This window comes from Pseudomonas sp. LBUM1659, assembly GCF_059716045.1.
The window spans coordinates 2,390,338-2,404,699 of sequence record NZ_CP166797.1; the positions used below are offsets into that span (position 1 = coordinate 2,390,338).

At 60.2% G+C, this 14,362-nt stretch carries 14 protein-coding genes; 11 read left to right on the top strand and 3 right to left on the bottom strand.

What is annotated here, in order from left to right:
• The first annotated feature begins 75 nt into the window (after positions 1-75).
• The gene (locus ACA048_RS10845) at positions 76-1,584 is read left to right on the top strand and encodes an ATP-binding protein (protein ID WP_497629091.1); all 1,509 of its coding nucleotides are present in this window, start codon (positions 76-78) and stop codon (positions 1,582-1,584) included.
• Here ACA048_RS10845 and ACA048_RS10850 read toward each other — a convergent pair.
• Positions 1,505-4,309: an ATP-binding protein gene (locus ACA048_RS10850; RefSeq protein ID WP_497629092.1), complete on the bottom strand. Its 2,805-nt coding sequence runs from the start codon at positions 4,307-4,309 to the stop codon at positions 1,505-1,507. The two genes, ACA048_RS10845 and ACA048_RS10850, sit on opposite strands and share 80 nt — an antisense overlap.
• Before the next feature lie 321 nt (positions 4,310-4,630).
• On the opposite strand from ACA048_RS10850, the gene ACA048_RS10855 reads away from it, so the two are divergent.
• Positions 4,631-5,206, top strand: coding sequence for a flavodoxin family protein (locus tag ACA048_RS10855; protein ID WP_497629093.1), 576 nt, complete (start codon positions 4,631-4,633; stop codon positions 5,204-5,206).
• Positions 5,207-5,237: 31 nt separating this feature from the next.
• The gene (locus ACA048_RS10860; protein ID WP_497629094.1) at positions 5,238-6,062 is read left to right on the top strand and encodes an alpha/beta fold hydrolase; all 825 of its coding nucleotides are present in this window, start codon (positions 5,238-5,240) and stop codon (positions 6,060-6,062) included.
• 56 nt (positions 6,063-6,118) lie between these two features.
• Here ACA048_RS10860 and ACA048_RS10865 read toward each other — a convergent pair whose 3' ends face one another.
• Positions 6,119-6,559, bottom strand: coding sequence for a helix-turn-helix domain-containing protein (locus ACA048_RS10865; protein WP_497629095.1), 441 nt, complete (start codon positions 6,557-6,559; stop codon positions 6,119-6,121).
• Between the two features lie 140 nt (positions 6,560-6,699).
• On the opposite strand from ACA048_RS10865, the gene ACA048_RS10870 reads away from it, so the two are divergent.
• The 8 genes from ACA048_RS10870 (at position 6,700) to ACA048_RS10905 (ending at position 13,452) form a co-directional block, all read left to right on the top strand.
• Positions 6,700-6,840: a hypothetical protein gene (locus ACA048_RS10870; protein ID WP_497629096.1), complete on the top strand. Its 141-nt coding sequence runs from the start codon at positions 6,700-6,702 to the stop codon at positions 6,838-6,840.
• 46 nt (positions 6,841-6,886) lie between these two features.
• Complete coding sequence (locus ACA048_RS10875) at positions 6,887-7,807, top strand: LysR family transcriptional regulator (protein ID WP_497629098.1); 921 nt, start codon at positions 6,887-6,889, stop codon at positions 7,805-7,807.
• 288 nt (positions 7,808-8,095) lie between these two features.
• Entirely contained in the window at positions 8,096-8,578 is a 483-nt protein-coding gene (locus ACA048_RS10880) for a DUF6252 domain-containing protein (protein ID WP_497629099.1), read from the top strand.
• A 291-nt stretch (positions 8,579-8,869) separates the two neighbouring features.
• The gene (locus ACA048_RS10885; RefSeq protein WP_497629100.1) at positions 8,870-9,286 is read left to right on the top strand and encodes a DoxX family protein; all 417 of its coding nucleotides are present in this window, start codon (positions 8,870-8,872) and stop codon (positions 9,284-9,286) included.
• Positions 9,279-9,872: an antibiotic biosynthesis monooxygenase gene (locus ACA048_RS10890; protein ID WP_497629101.1), complete on the top strand. Its 594-nt coding sequence runs from the start codon at positions 9,279-9,281 to the stop codon at positions 9,870-9,872. The genes ACA048_RS10885 and ACA048_RS10890 overlap by 8 nt, the downstream gene beginning before the upstream one ends.
• The gene (locus ACA048_RS10895; RefSeq protein ID WP_497629102.1) at positions 9,869-11,707 is read left to right on the top strand and encodes an amidohydrolase; all 1,839 of its coding nucleotides are present in this window, start codon (positions 9,869-9,871) and stop codon (positions 11,705-11,707) included. The genes ACA048_RS10890 and ACA048_RS10895 overlap by 4 nt, the downstream gene beginning before the upstream one ends.
• Before the next feature lie 71 nt (positions 11,708-11,778).
• On the top strand, positions 11,779-12,405 hold the full coding sequence (ycaC, locus tag ACA048_RS10900; protein WP_497629103.1) for an isochorismate family cysteine hydrolase YcaC: 627 nt from the start codon (positions 11,779-11,781) through the stop codon (positions 12,403-12,405).
• 150 nt (positions 12,406-12,555) lie between these two features.
• Positions 12,556-13,452, top strand: coding sequence for a LysR family transcriptional regulator (locus ACA048_RS10905; protein WP_497629104.1), 897 nt, complete (start codon positions 12,556-12,558; stop codon positions 13,450-13,452).
• A 143-nt stretch (positions 13,453-13,595) separates the two neighbouring features.
• Here ACA048_RS10905 and ACA048_RS10910 read toward each other — a convergent pair whose 3' ends face one another.
• Entirely contained in the window at positions 13,596-14,354 is a 759-nt protein-coding gene (locus ACA048_RS10910) for a hypothetical protein (RefSeq protein WP_497629105.1), read from the bottom strand.
• Between the last annotated feature and the right edge of the window lie 8 nt (positions 14,355-14,362).

Here is a 14,362-nt window from a genome sequence, read left to right on the forward strand (position 1 = left end):
GGGAGCTTGGATGGCGAGTGCGATGGGGGTTAATGGCACTTTGCGCCGGACCAGGTTTTCAGCACGCGAACGTGCATGAACAGCCTCACAGATTTTCATAGCGAAGCGGTGCTGCATTTCGGTCCCTATGCGTTTCACCAGCGGCAACGGCTGATCCTGGAAGGTGATCGGCCACTGCGTATGGGCGGGCGGGCACTGGACATATTGCAGGTGTTGGTCGAACGTGCAGGGACGGTGGTCAGCAAGGACGAATTGATTGCCCAGGTCTGGCCAACGTCGGTGGTCGAAGAAATCAACCTGCGTGTACACATCGCCGCGTTACGCCGCGCCTTAGGTGATGGGCAGAACGGTCAGCGCTTCATCGTCAACATTCCACAACGCGGGTATAGCTTTGTTGCCCCGGTACAGCACGTGCCGGCGGGCGAGCCTGTGTCGATCCAGACGGTTCAAAAAGCGCAGCACAACCTGCCTGCACGACTCACGCCGGTGACCGGCCGTGACTCGATTGTCGGCAGTCTGGTCCGGCAATTGCCGGTGCGGCGTCTGATGACGCTGGTCGGTCCCGGGGGCATTGGAAAGACCACGGTGGCGTTGCGCGTGGCTGAACTGTTGTTGCAACACTATCAGGATGGTGTCTGGCAGGTTGATCTGGGGGCGATTGATGATCCCGCGCAAGTGCTTGACCACCTGACGCGCACCCTCGAACTGGATGTTGGGCCTCCCCTTGAGGTGTGGGCGCAACGCCACGCATTACTGGTGCTCGACAATTGCGAGCACCTGCTTGAGCGCTGCCGGACATTGGTCGAAAGCCTGCTGATCGCGGCACCTCGCTTGTCGATTCTGGCCACCAGCCGCGAACCGCTGCTGGCTGCGGGGGAAACGCTCGTGCGTTTACCGCCACTGGCAGTACCGCCCATCTGCGAACTGCAAAGTGTCGCGCAAGTCATGGGCTATTCGGCCGTGCAACTGTTCGTCAGTCGTGCCCGTGCCCGTCAACAAGGCTTTGCCCTGCGCGAACAAGACCTCAAGGTTGTGGGTGAAATCTGCCGCAGACTCGATGGTTTGCCATTGGCGATTGAGTTGGCGGCCGCGCAAATTGACGCGTTGGCGCTGGTGGGGTTGCAAGCCCAGCTCGATAACTGTTTTCAACTGCTGACCCAAGGCCGGCGCACCGCTGTCCCCCGGCATCAAACCTTGAAAGCCGCGCTGGACTGGAGCTATGAACGGCTGAGCCCGCTAGAGCAAACGGTTTTGCAGCGCTTGGCCGTGTTCAAAATGGCCTTCACCCCGGACGCCGCCATCGACGTGATCAGTTGCGCGGTACTGCTGCCTGGCCGCGTGATGGAAGCGGTGGAACACCTGGCGCTCAAATCACTGTTGTCGATGGAGCAGGGTAGTGGCGTGACCCGATACCGTTTCCTCAACACCACCCGCACATACGCTCTGACGTTACTCGAACACAGTGGCGAGGTACGCGACTTTGAAAGTCGTTATGCCCGCTACATCAGCCGGGCAGGTGGCGCTGCAATTCGTCGAGTAACCGACGCACTTTCATCAGGTCCGGTGTGGCAAAGCCTTCCGTGAACCGCTGGTAGATCGGCGCCAGCAACTCATGGGCTTGCTGATAGCGGCCCTGACGCTGCCAAAGTTTTGCCAGTGAGGTGGCGCTGCGCAGTTCCCAGGTGAGGGCTCCTTGGGTTCTGGCCACGTTCAGCGCCCTGATCAGTACGGCCTCGGCCGCCTCGGTTTGCAGCGGGCAATCCTTTGCCAGCAGCGTGTTCGCCCTGGCCCGCAGGATTTCTGCCGTGCTCCAGCCTGCGGTGCCGGTATCCGCTCGATGCAACAAGGCGTCATCGACGAAATCGCTGTCCAGCGTGACCATGATGTCCTTGATCAATCCGGTACTCGGTGAGGGCGGCAAATGCGCTTGCGCCGGGTCGATCACCTGCGCGTAATGGCGCGCCCACGTATAGAACAGCAACACCGAGTGTTTTTGCGCTTGCTCCAGCAGCAGGCGCAGCAGCTCGCGCGCGCTGCGGGTGTCGCCGTTGTAATGGGCGATCAGGCAGCCGGCCAGGGCCAGGGTGTAGCAAATGGAGGTGCCATGGTTGATCTGAATCGCGATGTCCAGCGCCTGCCGCGCGGTGCGCCAGGCCTGCTCCGGTTGGCCCCGTAACCACAGGATGCGCGCCAGAATCGTCAGGGCGGCCACGCTCTGATCGTATTGCACGCCAAAACCGTGGGTGAAGCGGTTGAGGTGGCCGCTCTGGGCCATGCGTTGGATCACTTGTTCAGCATCCGCCCCCGCTTGTTCCTGATCCCCGGCAAAGTGCAGGGCCAGCACCCGTAAGCGGTGAATACTCAGCGACAGCACGGCATCGTCTTGTGCGCCCAACCGGTCGAATTGCTGGCTCTGTTCCAGCGCCATTTGATAGTTGCCGCAACTGAGGTTGACCGCCATGTGCCCGGACACCGCCCGCTGCTGACCGGCCACGTCACTGCACTGTCTGGCCAGGTTTCTGGCGCTGACGAAGGCTTCGATGGTTTCCGGTGTGCCGCCCTGGGTGTGGTAAAAGGAGCTGCCGAGGGCGAGCTTGAGGGCCATTTTCAGATGAAGGCAGGGCTCGGGCGTCGCGTCGAGCAACGTCAGGGCCTTGCACACATACACGCCGTGCTCCTTGAGCAGCGACAGTTCCTGCCACAGCGGCGTGGACGTTGCGGCCAGGCGGATCGCCAGTACTTGCGACCCGTGTCCGTTCAAGCCCCAATCGAGCGCCGCGCGAATATCTTCCAGGCCACGGGCGTAACGCTCGATCCACAGACCGGTGGGGATGCGCTCCCAGTCGGCCTGGGCCTGATGCATCAAGGCCAGGCAATGTTCGGCATGGCGGATTTGCGTGTCCGCCAGGTCGGTGCTCTGGTCGAGTTTCTCCAGAGCATAGCTGCGTGTGGTGTCGAGCAGGCGGTAGAACACTTCTTCATCGCCCACTTCCACATTGAGCAACGACTTGGCCACCAGTTGGGTGATTGCGCCAAACACCTTGTCGGGGTCGAAGTGTTCACCGACGATCACCGCGGCGGCCGACTCCAGGGTGAATCCGCCCCTGAACACGCCCAATCGGCGCAGGCAGGTTTGCTCGCAGGCCGTCAGCAGTTCGAAGCTCCAGTCGAGCGTGGCACGAAGGGTCTGGTGCCGGCCCAACGCCGGCTGACACCCTTGGGTAAGCAGGCGAAAACTGCCTTGCAGCTGTTCCAGCAGTCCACCCAAACCAAAGCTGCCGACTTGCGCGGCGGCCAGTTCGATGGCCAATGGAATCCCGTCCAGACGGTGGCAGATGTCGATCAACAGTGGCAGCTCGCCGTCGCTCAATTCAAAGTTGTCGTGGCTGGCCATCGCCCGCTCCACAAACAATTGCAGCGCCGAAAACGTCATGGCCTGAGCGCGGTCCAGCACGGCGATGGGCGGTGGACAATCCAGCGATTCAAGGCGCTGAACGAATTCCCCTTCGGCCCGCAGGCTCTCGCGACTGGTGGCCAGAATGTGCACCTGCGGCGCGCCCCGCAGGAGTCCTTCGCAGAGCAGGGCAATGGCGTCGAGCAGGTGCTCGCAATTGTCGATCACCAGCAGCATCTGCCGGTCGCGCAGGAAGGTGGCGATTTCGCTCACGGGTTCGCCGTCGTACAGGGACAACTCCAGCAACGTCGCCAAATGCGTGGTGACCATCAGCGGGTCGTTGATCGGTGCGAGGTCCAGCAGGCGAATGCCGTCCCGGTAGTACCCGATCAGTTGTTCGGCAACGCGCAGAGCCACGGTGGTCTTGCCAATGCCGCCGGGGCCGACGAGGGTGATGAAACGCTGGCGTGCCAGTTGCGTCACCAGCGTGTCGACCAGGGACTGGCGACCGATCAGGCGAGTGCGGCGTACGGGCAGGTTATGGCCGTTGGGCACCGGCGCTTCGGTGTCGGGGTGTTGGTCGATCAGTTCCAGCGAATAGGGCGCAACAAAGCTATAGCCCCGCTGCGCCACGGTGACGATGTAGCGCTGGCCGGCCTGGCCATCGCCGAGGGCTTTGCGCAGTGCCGCCATGTGCACCCGCAGGTTGATGTCCTCCACCACGCTTTTGGGCCAGACCGCCGCGATCAGTTGCTGTTTGCTGACCACCTGGCCGGCGTGCTCCAGCAGGATCAACAGAATGTCCATGGCACGTCGGCCAAGGCGCAGGGGCTGGTCAGCCTCCATTACCAGGCGTTGTCCGGGGTAGATCCGGTAGGGGCCGAAATGCACAGCCTGCTCGGGGGAAAGGGTCAACGGGTCACTCCAGCTTGCATCCGTCAAGGACGCGGGTTTCGAGCATATTCCTCAGGTTTTTCCGTCAACGCAACGCGGGTTCGGGTGACTTTTGGGGCGCGCTACGACTGCCGGTGCCCTGCACCCGCAGCAGGTGCCGTGTTTACGGTAGCAAAAGCAGCGTCAGGGTTTTTGGCGCGCCATGGAAAATTAACAACGTTTAACTCGTCCTGCGTCCGGTTTACGCCCAAAACTCTGTTCTTCAACGTCCACCGGTTAATCGTAGTGCGATTCCTGTGGGATTGCAGTCAAGCAGGGATTCATTGTCATGAGGACACCGGAATGAGCAACGTGGTGGTGGTCTATCACAGCGGCTACGGGCACACCCGGATCATGGCGCAGGCCGTCGCCCAAGGGGTGGAACGGCACTTGGGCAGCACCTGCCAATTGATTGCTGTCGAAGAAGTGGAAGACCACTGGGACCGATTGCACCGCGCCGACGCCATCATCTTTGGCGCGCCGACCTACATGGGCAGCGCCTCGGCACCCTTCAAAGGATTCATGGAAGCCTCCGCGGCGTTTTACCTGGCCCAACCCTGGCGCGACAAGTTGGCGGCCGGGTTCACCAACTCCGGCAGCCTGTGCGGCGACAAGCTCAACACCTTGTTGCAGATGGCAGTGTTCGCCGCCCAACACTCAATGATCTGGGTTGGTCTGGACGTGCTGCCGGCGCGCTCCGGCACCGGCGTGTTCGATGGGCAGATGAATCGCCTGGGCAGCTCGCTGGGTGCCATGTCCCAGTCAAATGTCGAGCAACCTCCCGAACTGGCCCCGCCGCCCGAAGACCGCTGCACCGCTGCGCATCTGGGCGAGCGGGTGGCCCGGCTGGCCGAACGCATGATCCACTCACCGCTTTGATTCACCCCAACCCTCGCTAAGGAGATATCGCATGAGTACGTTCACCACCCGAGACGGCACCGAGATTTACTACAAGGACTGGGGCACCGGTCAGCCCATCGTCTTCAGCCATGGCTGGCCGTTGAATGCCGACAGCTGGGAGTCGCAGATGATGTTCCTGGCCTCTAAAGGCTACCGTGTCATCGCACATGACCGTCGTGGTCACGGGCGCTCCAGCCAGCCGTGGACCGGCAATGACATGGACACCTACGCCGATGACCTGGCGCAGTTGATCGAGTTGCTGGACCTGCAAAACGCCGTGTTGTTCGGCTTCTCCACCGGCGGCGGTGAAGTGGCGCGCTACATCGGTCGCCACGGCACTGGCCGTGTGGCCAAGGCCGGGCTGATCTCTGCGGTGCCGCCGCTGATGCTCAAGACCGAAGCCAACCCCGGTGGTCTGCCCATCGAGGTGTTCGATGGCATTCGCCAGGCATCACTGGTCGACCGCTCGCAGCTGTACATCGACCTCGCTAGCGGGCCGTTCTTCGGTTTTAACAAACCGGACGCCAAACCGTCACAAGGCATGATCGACTGGTTCTGGGTGCAAGGTATGGCCGCCGGCCACAAAAACGCCTACGACTGCATCAAGGCCTTCTCCGAAACCGACTTCACCGAAGACCTGAAGAAGTTCGACATTCCCACCCTGGTGGTGCATGGCGACGCCGATCAGGTGGTGCCGATCGAAGCGGCGGGCATCGCCTCGGCAGGATTGGTCAAAGGCTCCACGCTCAAGGTCTACCCGGGCGCTCCCCATGGCTTGACGGATACCCACAAGGATCAACTGAACGCTGATTTGCTGGCGTTCCTCAAGGGTTGACGTGCCACGATGCTGCCTCGCAAGCTCGACAGCTGCGAGGCGTGCAGCGTCGGGCTTTATTGTTCGTGAACTTGCGTGGTGGAGGTGTGGCGATGGGGTTGTGAGCGCACTGTACGGCAGCGCCAGGCAAACGGATTGATGCCTTCGCTGCGGGTGAAGATGTGGCAAAAGTGTGCCTGATCGCAGAAACCGCATTCGAGACTGATTTGCGTCAGCGTCAGGTCGGTGTTCTGGATCAGCTGCTTGGCTCGGGCAATGCGCTGATGACGAATCCAGTCTTGCGGCGAGAGACCGGTGCTGCATTTGAATGCGCGGGAAAAATGACTGCGCGAGAGGGCGCAGGCCCGTGCCAGTTCGGTGACCTCGACGGTTTCATCGAGACGTTCCAGGATCAGTTGTTTCGCCAGGCTTTCGCGCCAGGGGGTCAAGCCGCCAGCGGTCTTCTTTGGCGATTCAGTGACTGCCGCGAGCGCAGCGTTTTGCTGAGAATGAGCCATGACAAATGTCCGTGTCGGTGAGCTTCATTCTTCGTCGCGGGGCGTTGGCAGGCGAGTTAAACGTTGTTAATTCCGCCCGTGCGCAACACCGCAAAAGGCGCTAACTCAGCACATTGCTGCAATTTCTTTGGGCGCGGTCCTTGCAGAATCTGCGTCATCCGCCGGCGCACTTGCCGTTTCCGGACATCGGCTACATCGCCGCCGAGGGCAAGCATTTCCAATGGGTGCCGGTCGTATGCGGCCCCTACAATCGTGCGGCCAACGTACCGCTGATCGAGTAAAGTCCTACCGTTTCGTATCTGGCTATCACACAAGGGAACCGTGCCTATGAACCGTAACGATCTGCGCCGCGTCGACATGAACCTGCTGGTGATTTTCGAGGCCCTGATGTTCGAAAAGAACCTGACCCGCGTCGCGGAAAAACTGTTCATGGGCCAGCCCGCTGTAAGTGCGGCGTTGGGGCGGTTGCGCGATTTGTTCGATGATCCGCTGTTGCTGCGCAACGGGCGCGGCATGGAGCCGACCGGGCGAGCGCTGGCGATTCTCAAAGAATTGCAGCCGGCGATGGATACGATCTCGGGCGCGGTCAGCCGTGCCAAGGAGTTTGATCCGGCGACCAGTTGCGATGTGTTTCGAATCGGGCTGTCGGACGATGCCGAGTTTGGTTTGTTTCCGCCGTTATTGCGGCAACTGCAAGAAGAGGCACCGGGGATTGTGGTCGTGGTGCGTCGAGCCAACTACCTGCTGATGCCGGCGTTGCTGGCCTCCGGGGAAATCTCCGTGGGCGTCAGCTACACCACCGACTTGCCGGCCAACGCCAAACGCAAAAAACTGCGGGACATTCCCTGCAAAGTGCTACGCGGGGACAAGCGACCGGGCACGCTTACTCTGGATGAATACTGCGAACGGCCCCACGCCATGGTGTCGTTCTCCGGCGACCTGAGCGGCAACATCGACCTTGACCTGGCCAAGCTCGGACGCAGTCGACGAGTAGTGTTGGGAGTACCCCAGTTCAGCGGCTTGCGCGCATTGCTCGCTGGCACCGAAATGATCGCCACCGTGCCGGACTATGCCGCATGCGCGCTGGTAGAGGGCTGTGGGTTGCGGGCTGAAGATCCACCGTTTCCCATCGATGCGGCGCAATTGTCGATGGCCTGGAGCGGGGTGCATGACAATGACCCGGCGGAGCGCTGGTTACGGTCGCGCATCAGCGAATACATGTCCGCGCCTTTGCCGATTCCGGCTTGAACACGGCGGTCTCCCAGCCAGATATTCACCGAGCCCTGTGGGAGCTGGCTTGCCTGCGATGACGCCCTCCCAGTCGACCAGTCTATGCCAGATTTACCCAGTCCAACTGTGAGAGCGAGCCTGTGAGTTTGTATGTCATCGACTGCCTACAGGCTATGGCTGATCGCAATTTGTTCTAAAAAACTGTCAGTTGTAACAGTGCATTGATACGCGAAACTCTAACACCATTCCCGCTGACACATCCTTTTGTCGAAGATCAAGAAAAACTCGCATTCCCTTGGAGGCGCCATGTCATCGTCCATCGTAAACCCATCAAGCTCCAGGAAAAGTACTCCGGTTGAACAATCCTGCCATTTTGAAACGCCCGAGTTTGACTTTAAGGCAACTCAACTCACAGTGGTTTTTTTGGAAAATAGCGACTGGATTATTAATGCATTTGGGGAGGGGAAATATGAAGGCTGCCAATTCAGGGTGGAGGGGGTTGGCGTCATGAATGGCAAGTTCGACTTCTCCGGTACACAAGGAAAGGCGCGAGCGACATTTACCACGCCCGAAGGAAATGAATACGTCTCAAGAGTGGGAACGATCAACATGCGTGCAAACAAAAAAGCCAAGACAATCTCAGGCCGTTTTTTGTTTGTCGCGAGTGGCCCGGAATCTCCGGACGTACCGTTTTCCGGAAAGCTAAACGTTGCAAATGATAAACCTCAGGCTGTTATCCGACCCAGGGTTATTGAGTATCAAACTGGTGGCGCACTGAGTTGGGATTGATGAAGTAAAGAGGAGTGATTCATCACTCAATGTAAAACCCTTTGGCATACCAATTCCCCTGTGGGAGCCGGGCTTGCCCGCGATGGCGGTGGGTCAGCCAACATCACTGTTGTCTGAATCACCGCCATCGCGGGCAAGCCCGGCTCCCACAGGGATCTTCGCAGCTATGTGGATCCACGCTCATTCACAAAAAGAGCACACCCATCCAATTTTTCCCGTCTCCACACCGGCACTATCGAATGATGTTCCGGTGCTTGACTGCCGGTGGTTTTTCATTTGTGCAGGTAGCCCATGGACACATTGCAATGGGATGAACGAGCTCAGGACCTGGGGCTGCTTTTTTTGCGGGTCAGCAGCAGTTTGTTCCTCTTGTGGGTGCACGGTTTGCCGAAGCTGCTTAACTACAGCGCTCAACTGCAAATCATCGAAGACCCTTTCCACTGGGGCGCGAACGTCACGCTGATGCTGGCAATTTTCGCCGAGGTGTTGTGCCCGTTGCTGATCATCGCCGGGGTGCTGGTGCGTTTGGCGTGCCTGCCGATTTTGTGTGTGTTGTGGGTGGCGTTGTTGGTGGTGCATGCGCAATGGAGTCTCGAAGAAGGGCAGTTCGGTTGGCTGCTGTTGATTCTGTTCACCAGCATTTTCATCGCCGGGCCGGGACGGCTGGCGTTCAATGTCCGATTCGCCGGAGCGTTACGGTATGCCTGAGTCCAATCGTTTTGAGGAAGTCGTGACCCTGGTCATCAAGCACCGGGTGAAGGCGGGATTTGAAGTGCCTTACGCCGCCTGGCTACGCAACATTGTCAGCATCGCCGGGCAGCAGGAGGGGCACTTGGGGGTCGACGTGATGCACGGTAATAGCGCCGGCCTCGACATGTACACCTGCGTGTTGCGCTTTTGCACCACCGAGGCGATGCAGCAATGGCTCGATTCGCCGCAGCGGCTGGAACTGGTCCGCGAAGCCACGCCGATGCTCGCCGATGGGGACCAGACCGAGGTTAACCCGGTCAAGGAATTCTGGTTCGCGCCGCAAGCCGACACCGCGTCGCCACCGCCGCCGCGCTGGAAACAGGCCGTGGTGACGCTGTTGGTGATTCTGCCGCACACCTTGCTGGTGCCACTGATCTGGGGGCCGCTGCTCCAGCTCAATGCCTTCCTCTCCAGTTACGTGGTCGCGACGTTCCTGATCACGCTGACCATCGTGGTGTCGGTGGTGTACCTGTTCATGCCGATGGCGACGCGCCTGTTCGCGCCCTGGTTATCTCCTCCCACTCAGCCCAAGGAAACGCGATGAACGCCGATCTGGTTCTATTCAATGGCCAATTTCATACCGTTGACCGTGAAAATCCGCTCGCCAGTGCCGTCGCCATCAGCGACGGTCGTTTCGTTGCGGTCGGCACCGATGCCGAGGCCATGGCCCTGCGCGGGTCGGGTACACAGATCATCGACCTCAGGGGCCGCTGCGTCATCCCTGGCCTTAACGACTCGCACTTGCACCTGATACGTGGCGGTTTGAATTACAACCTCGAACTGCGTTGGGAGGGTGTACCGTCGCTGGCCGATGCCTTGCGCATGCTCAAGGATCAGGCCGACCGCACGCCGACGCCGCAATGGGTGCGGGTGGTCGGTGGCTGGAACGAATTCCAGTTCGCCGAAAAACGCATGCCGACCCTCGAAGAATTGAACCAGGCCGCGCCGGACACGCCAGTGTTTGTCCTGCATTTGTACGATCGTGCCTTGCTCAACCGCGCCGCGTTGCGCGTGGCCGGATACAACCGCACGACGCCGAACCCGCCGGGTGGCGAGATTGTGCGTGATGCCAACGGTGAGCCGACCGGCATGCTGGTCGCGCGGCCCAACGCGATGATTTTGTACTCGACGCTGGCCAAGGGGCCGAAGTTGCCGCTGGAGTATCAGGTCAACTCGACCCGTCAATTCATGCGCGAACTCAATCGTCTGGGCCTGACCAGCGCCATCGATGCTGGCGGTGGTTTCCAGAATTACCCGGACGATTATCAGGTGATCGAGCAACTGGCCAAGGACCAGCAACTGACCATTCGCATCGCCTACAACCTGTTCACCCAGAAGCCGAAAGAAGAACTCACCGACTTCAAGAACTGGACCAGCAGCGTGACCCTGCACCAGGGCGACGATTACCTGCGGCACAACGGTGCCGGGGAAATGCTGGTGTTCTCGGCAGCGGATTTCGAGGATTTCCTTGAACCGCGTCCGGACCTGCCCAAAACCATGGAAGACGAGCTGGAACCGGTGGTGCGCCACTTGGTGGAACAGCGCTGGCCGTTCCGTTTGCACGCCACCTATAACGAATCGATCAGCCGCATGCTCGACGTGTTCGAGAAGGTAAACCGTGACATTCCGTTCAACGGGCTGCCATGGTTTTTCGATCACGCCGAAACCATCACCCCGCAGAACATCGAGCGGGTGAGGGCGCTGGGCGGCGGCATTGCGATTCAGGATCGGATGGCGTTTCAGGGCGAATACTTTGTCGAGCGTTACGGTGCCAAAGCCGCTGAAGCGACGCCGCCGATCAAGCGTATGTTGGCCGAAGGTGTACCGGTTGGCGCTGGCACCGACGCCACGCGAGTGTCTAGCTACAATCCATGGACCTCGCTGTACTGGATGGTCAGCGGCCGCACCGTGGGTGGGCTTGAACTGCACGCCGAGGGCTTGTCTCGGCAGACTGCGCTGGAACTGTTCACTCACGGCAGCGCCTGGTTCTCTTCCGAGCAGGGCAAGAAAGGCATGATCAAGGTCGGCCAACTGGCGGACGTCGCAGCGCTTAGCGCGGACTTTTTCAGCGTCGACGAAGAAGCGATCAAGTGGATCGAGTCGGTGTTGACGGTGGTTGGCGGCAAAGTGGTGTACGCCGCCGGTGACTTCGAAAAACTTGGGCCGGCCAGTGTGCCGGTGCTGCCGGACTGGTCGCCGGTAGTGAACGTGCCGGGCCACTGGCGTCCAACTTCGCCGATGCAGACGCAGGTTCACCATTGCAGCGGACCCTGCGGCGTACATTCACACAGCCATGAAAAGGCACGTTTGTCGAACGCCCCGGTCAGCGATTTTGCGGGTTTCTGGGGCGCTTTTGGCTGCTCGTGCTTCGCGTTCTGACGATCACATAAAAAAGCGCCGGCCGCGTTGGCCGACGTCCTGAGCGACAAACATCCACCGAGGAGTTTCACATGAGCAACGTTCCGTACAAACGCCTGAACAAAGACGATGCCGTTGTCCTGTTGGTCGACCACCAGACCGGCCTGATCTCACTGGTTCAGGATTTCTCACCCAACGAATTCAAGAACAACGTGCTGGCCCTCGCTGACCTGGCCAAGTTCTTCAAGCTACCGACCATCCTCACCACCAGCTTCGAAAACGGCCCGAATGGCCCGATGGTGCCAGAGCTCAAGGAGCTGTTCCCGGACGCGCCGTACATCCCGCGTCCAGGCCAGATCAACGCCTGGGACAACGAGGACTTCGTCAAAGCCGTCAAAGCCACGGGTCGCAAGCAGTTGATCATCGCCGGTGTGGTGACTGACGTGTGCGTGTCCTTCCCGACACTGTCGGCGCTGGCGGAAGGGTTTGAAGTGTTCGTCGTCACCGACGCCTCGGGCACCTTCAACGAAACCGTGCAGCAAGCCGCCTGGGCACGAATGTCGGCGGCCGGTGCGCAACTGGTGAACTGGTTCTCGGTGGCCTGCGAACTGCAAGGTGACTGGCGTAATGACATGGAAGGCCTGGCGAACCTGCTGTCGCAGCGCATTCCGAACTACCGCAATTTGATGAACAGCTATTCGGCGCTGACTGCCAAGTAAGTCCTGCCGCAATGAAAGATGCCCGCTAATACGCGGGCATTTTTTTGTCTGACGAATGAGCTTTTGTCGCGAGCTGAACGCAAGATCAACAGGGTGTCGATAAGCGTAAAAGCGGCTATAAAGTGTTTGACTGTCAACCAGAGAATGACAATGAATCCGTTCGAAGACATGCGTATTTTTTGCCAGGTCATGGAATCCGGTAGCTTCACCGCGGCGGCTGATCAATTGGGGTTGTCCAAGCAGTTCGTCAGCCGGCGTTTGATGCAACTCGAAGAGCGCCTGGGCGTGCGCTTGCTCAATCGCTCGACACGGCGGCTGGACGTCACGCCGCTGGGGCAGAGTTATTACGAATCAGCCTTGCGCCTGCTGAGTGAGGTCGAGCAAGTAGAGCAGGGTATTGCCGGGCAGACCACTGAGCCACGCGGCACCCTTCGCATCAGCGCACCATTGTCGTTTGCGGTGGCGCATTTGGGTTGCCTGCTGCCGGTGTTCTTGCAGCGTTATCGTGACGTCACCGTGGAAGTGGACCTCAGCGATCGCCCGGTGGATTTGCTCGGTGAAGGCTACGACCTGGCCTTGCGCATCGGCATTCTGGAAGACTCGACGCTCATCGCCCGACGCATCGCGTCGATCCAGCGCGTGTACTGCGCCAGCCCGACGTACCTGGCCGAGCGCGGTACGCCGCTCAAACCCGAAGACCTGCATAACCATGACTGCCTGCCCTATGGCCACGGTCGTCAGGTGCAATGGCGGTTCGACGGGCAGGGCAAACCGTTGATCGTCAATGTCACGGGCAGGATGCGGGTCAACAACGGTGAGTTGCTCAAGGACGCGGCGATTGCCGGGATGGGGATTACTTACTTGCCGACGTTTATTGTCGGTTCAGCGCTGAAGGATGGCAGGCTGGTGCCGGTGCTGGATGCGTTTCGGCCTGAGCCGTTGACGTTGTCGGCGGTGTATCCGCAGCACCGTCAGAGTTCGCGACCGGTGCAGGCGATGATCGAGTTTTTGCGCGAGCGGCTGGATCAGACAGAGGGTGTGCGCTAAGCCTCGTACACAGATGCCCCTGTGGAAGCGAGCCTGCTCGCGATGGCGGAGTGTCAGACGACATCAATGTTGAATGACAAATGGCTATCGCGAGCAGGCTCTCTCCCACAGGAGATTTTTGGGGTTCCCGTGTTTAGCGGTTATCAGCTCCTCTTGTCATCGCCGACTTCGCCATTGGCATGTACGCCACGGTCATCGCCGACTTCGCCGTTGGCATGAACGCCACGGTCGTCGCCGATTTCGCCATTGGCCTGAGCGCCATTTTGGTTATGGGACACTTCACCGGAGCGATGAACGCCATTTTGGTTATGGGACACTTCACCGGAGCGATGAACGCCATTTTGGTTATGGGACACTTCACCGGAACGATGAACACCATGGTCATCGCCTGCTTCGCCGTTGGCATGAACGCCATGATCGTCGCCAGGTTCGGCGTGCGTGCCACTGCGCCCGGAGTTGGAGGAGGCTGTATTACCGGCATTGCCCGGGCCATGGTCGCTGCCGCTGTGGCTGCTGCCGCTATTGCCGCTATTGCCGCCGCTGCCGCTGTTGCCGCCACTGCCGCCACTGCCGCCACTGCCGCCACTGCCGCCACTGCCGCTTCCGCCGTGACCGCCGCTGTTGCCGCCACCGCCGCCGCCATTTCCGCCGCCACCACCACCATTGCCGCCGCCACCACCGCCATTGCCACCGCCGCCACCACCATTTCCGCCGCCGCCGCCGCCACCGCCATTGCCGCCGCCACCACCGCCACTGCCGCCCCCCCCGCCGCCACCCCCGCCGCCACTACCATCCTTGGCCTGAGCGGTCGACATACTGGACAAACTGTCCGGTATCAATACGGTGGACGCCGACAAGACCGCGCCAATAGCTACTGCAAGTAAAAGCTTGTTGATGTGCATGTCGTTCT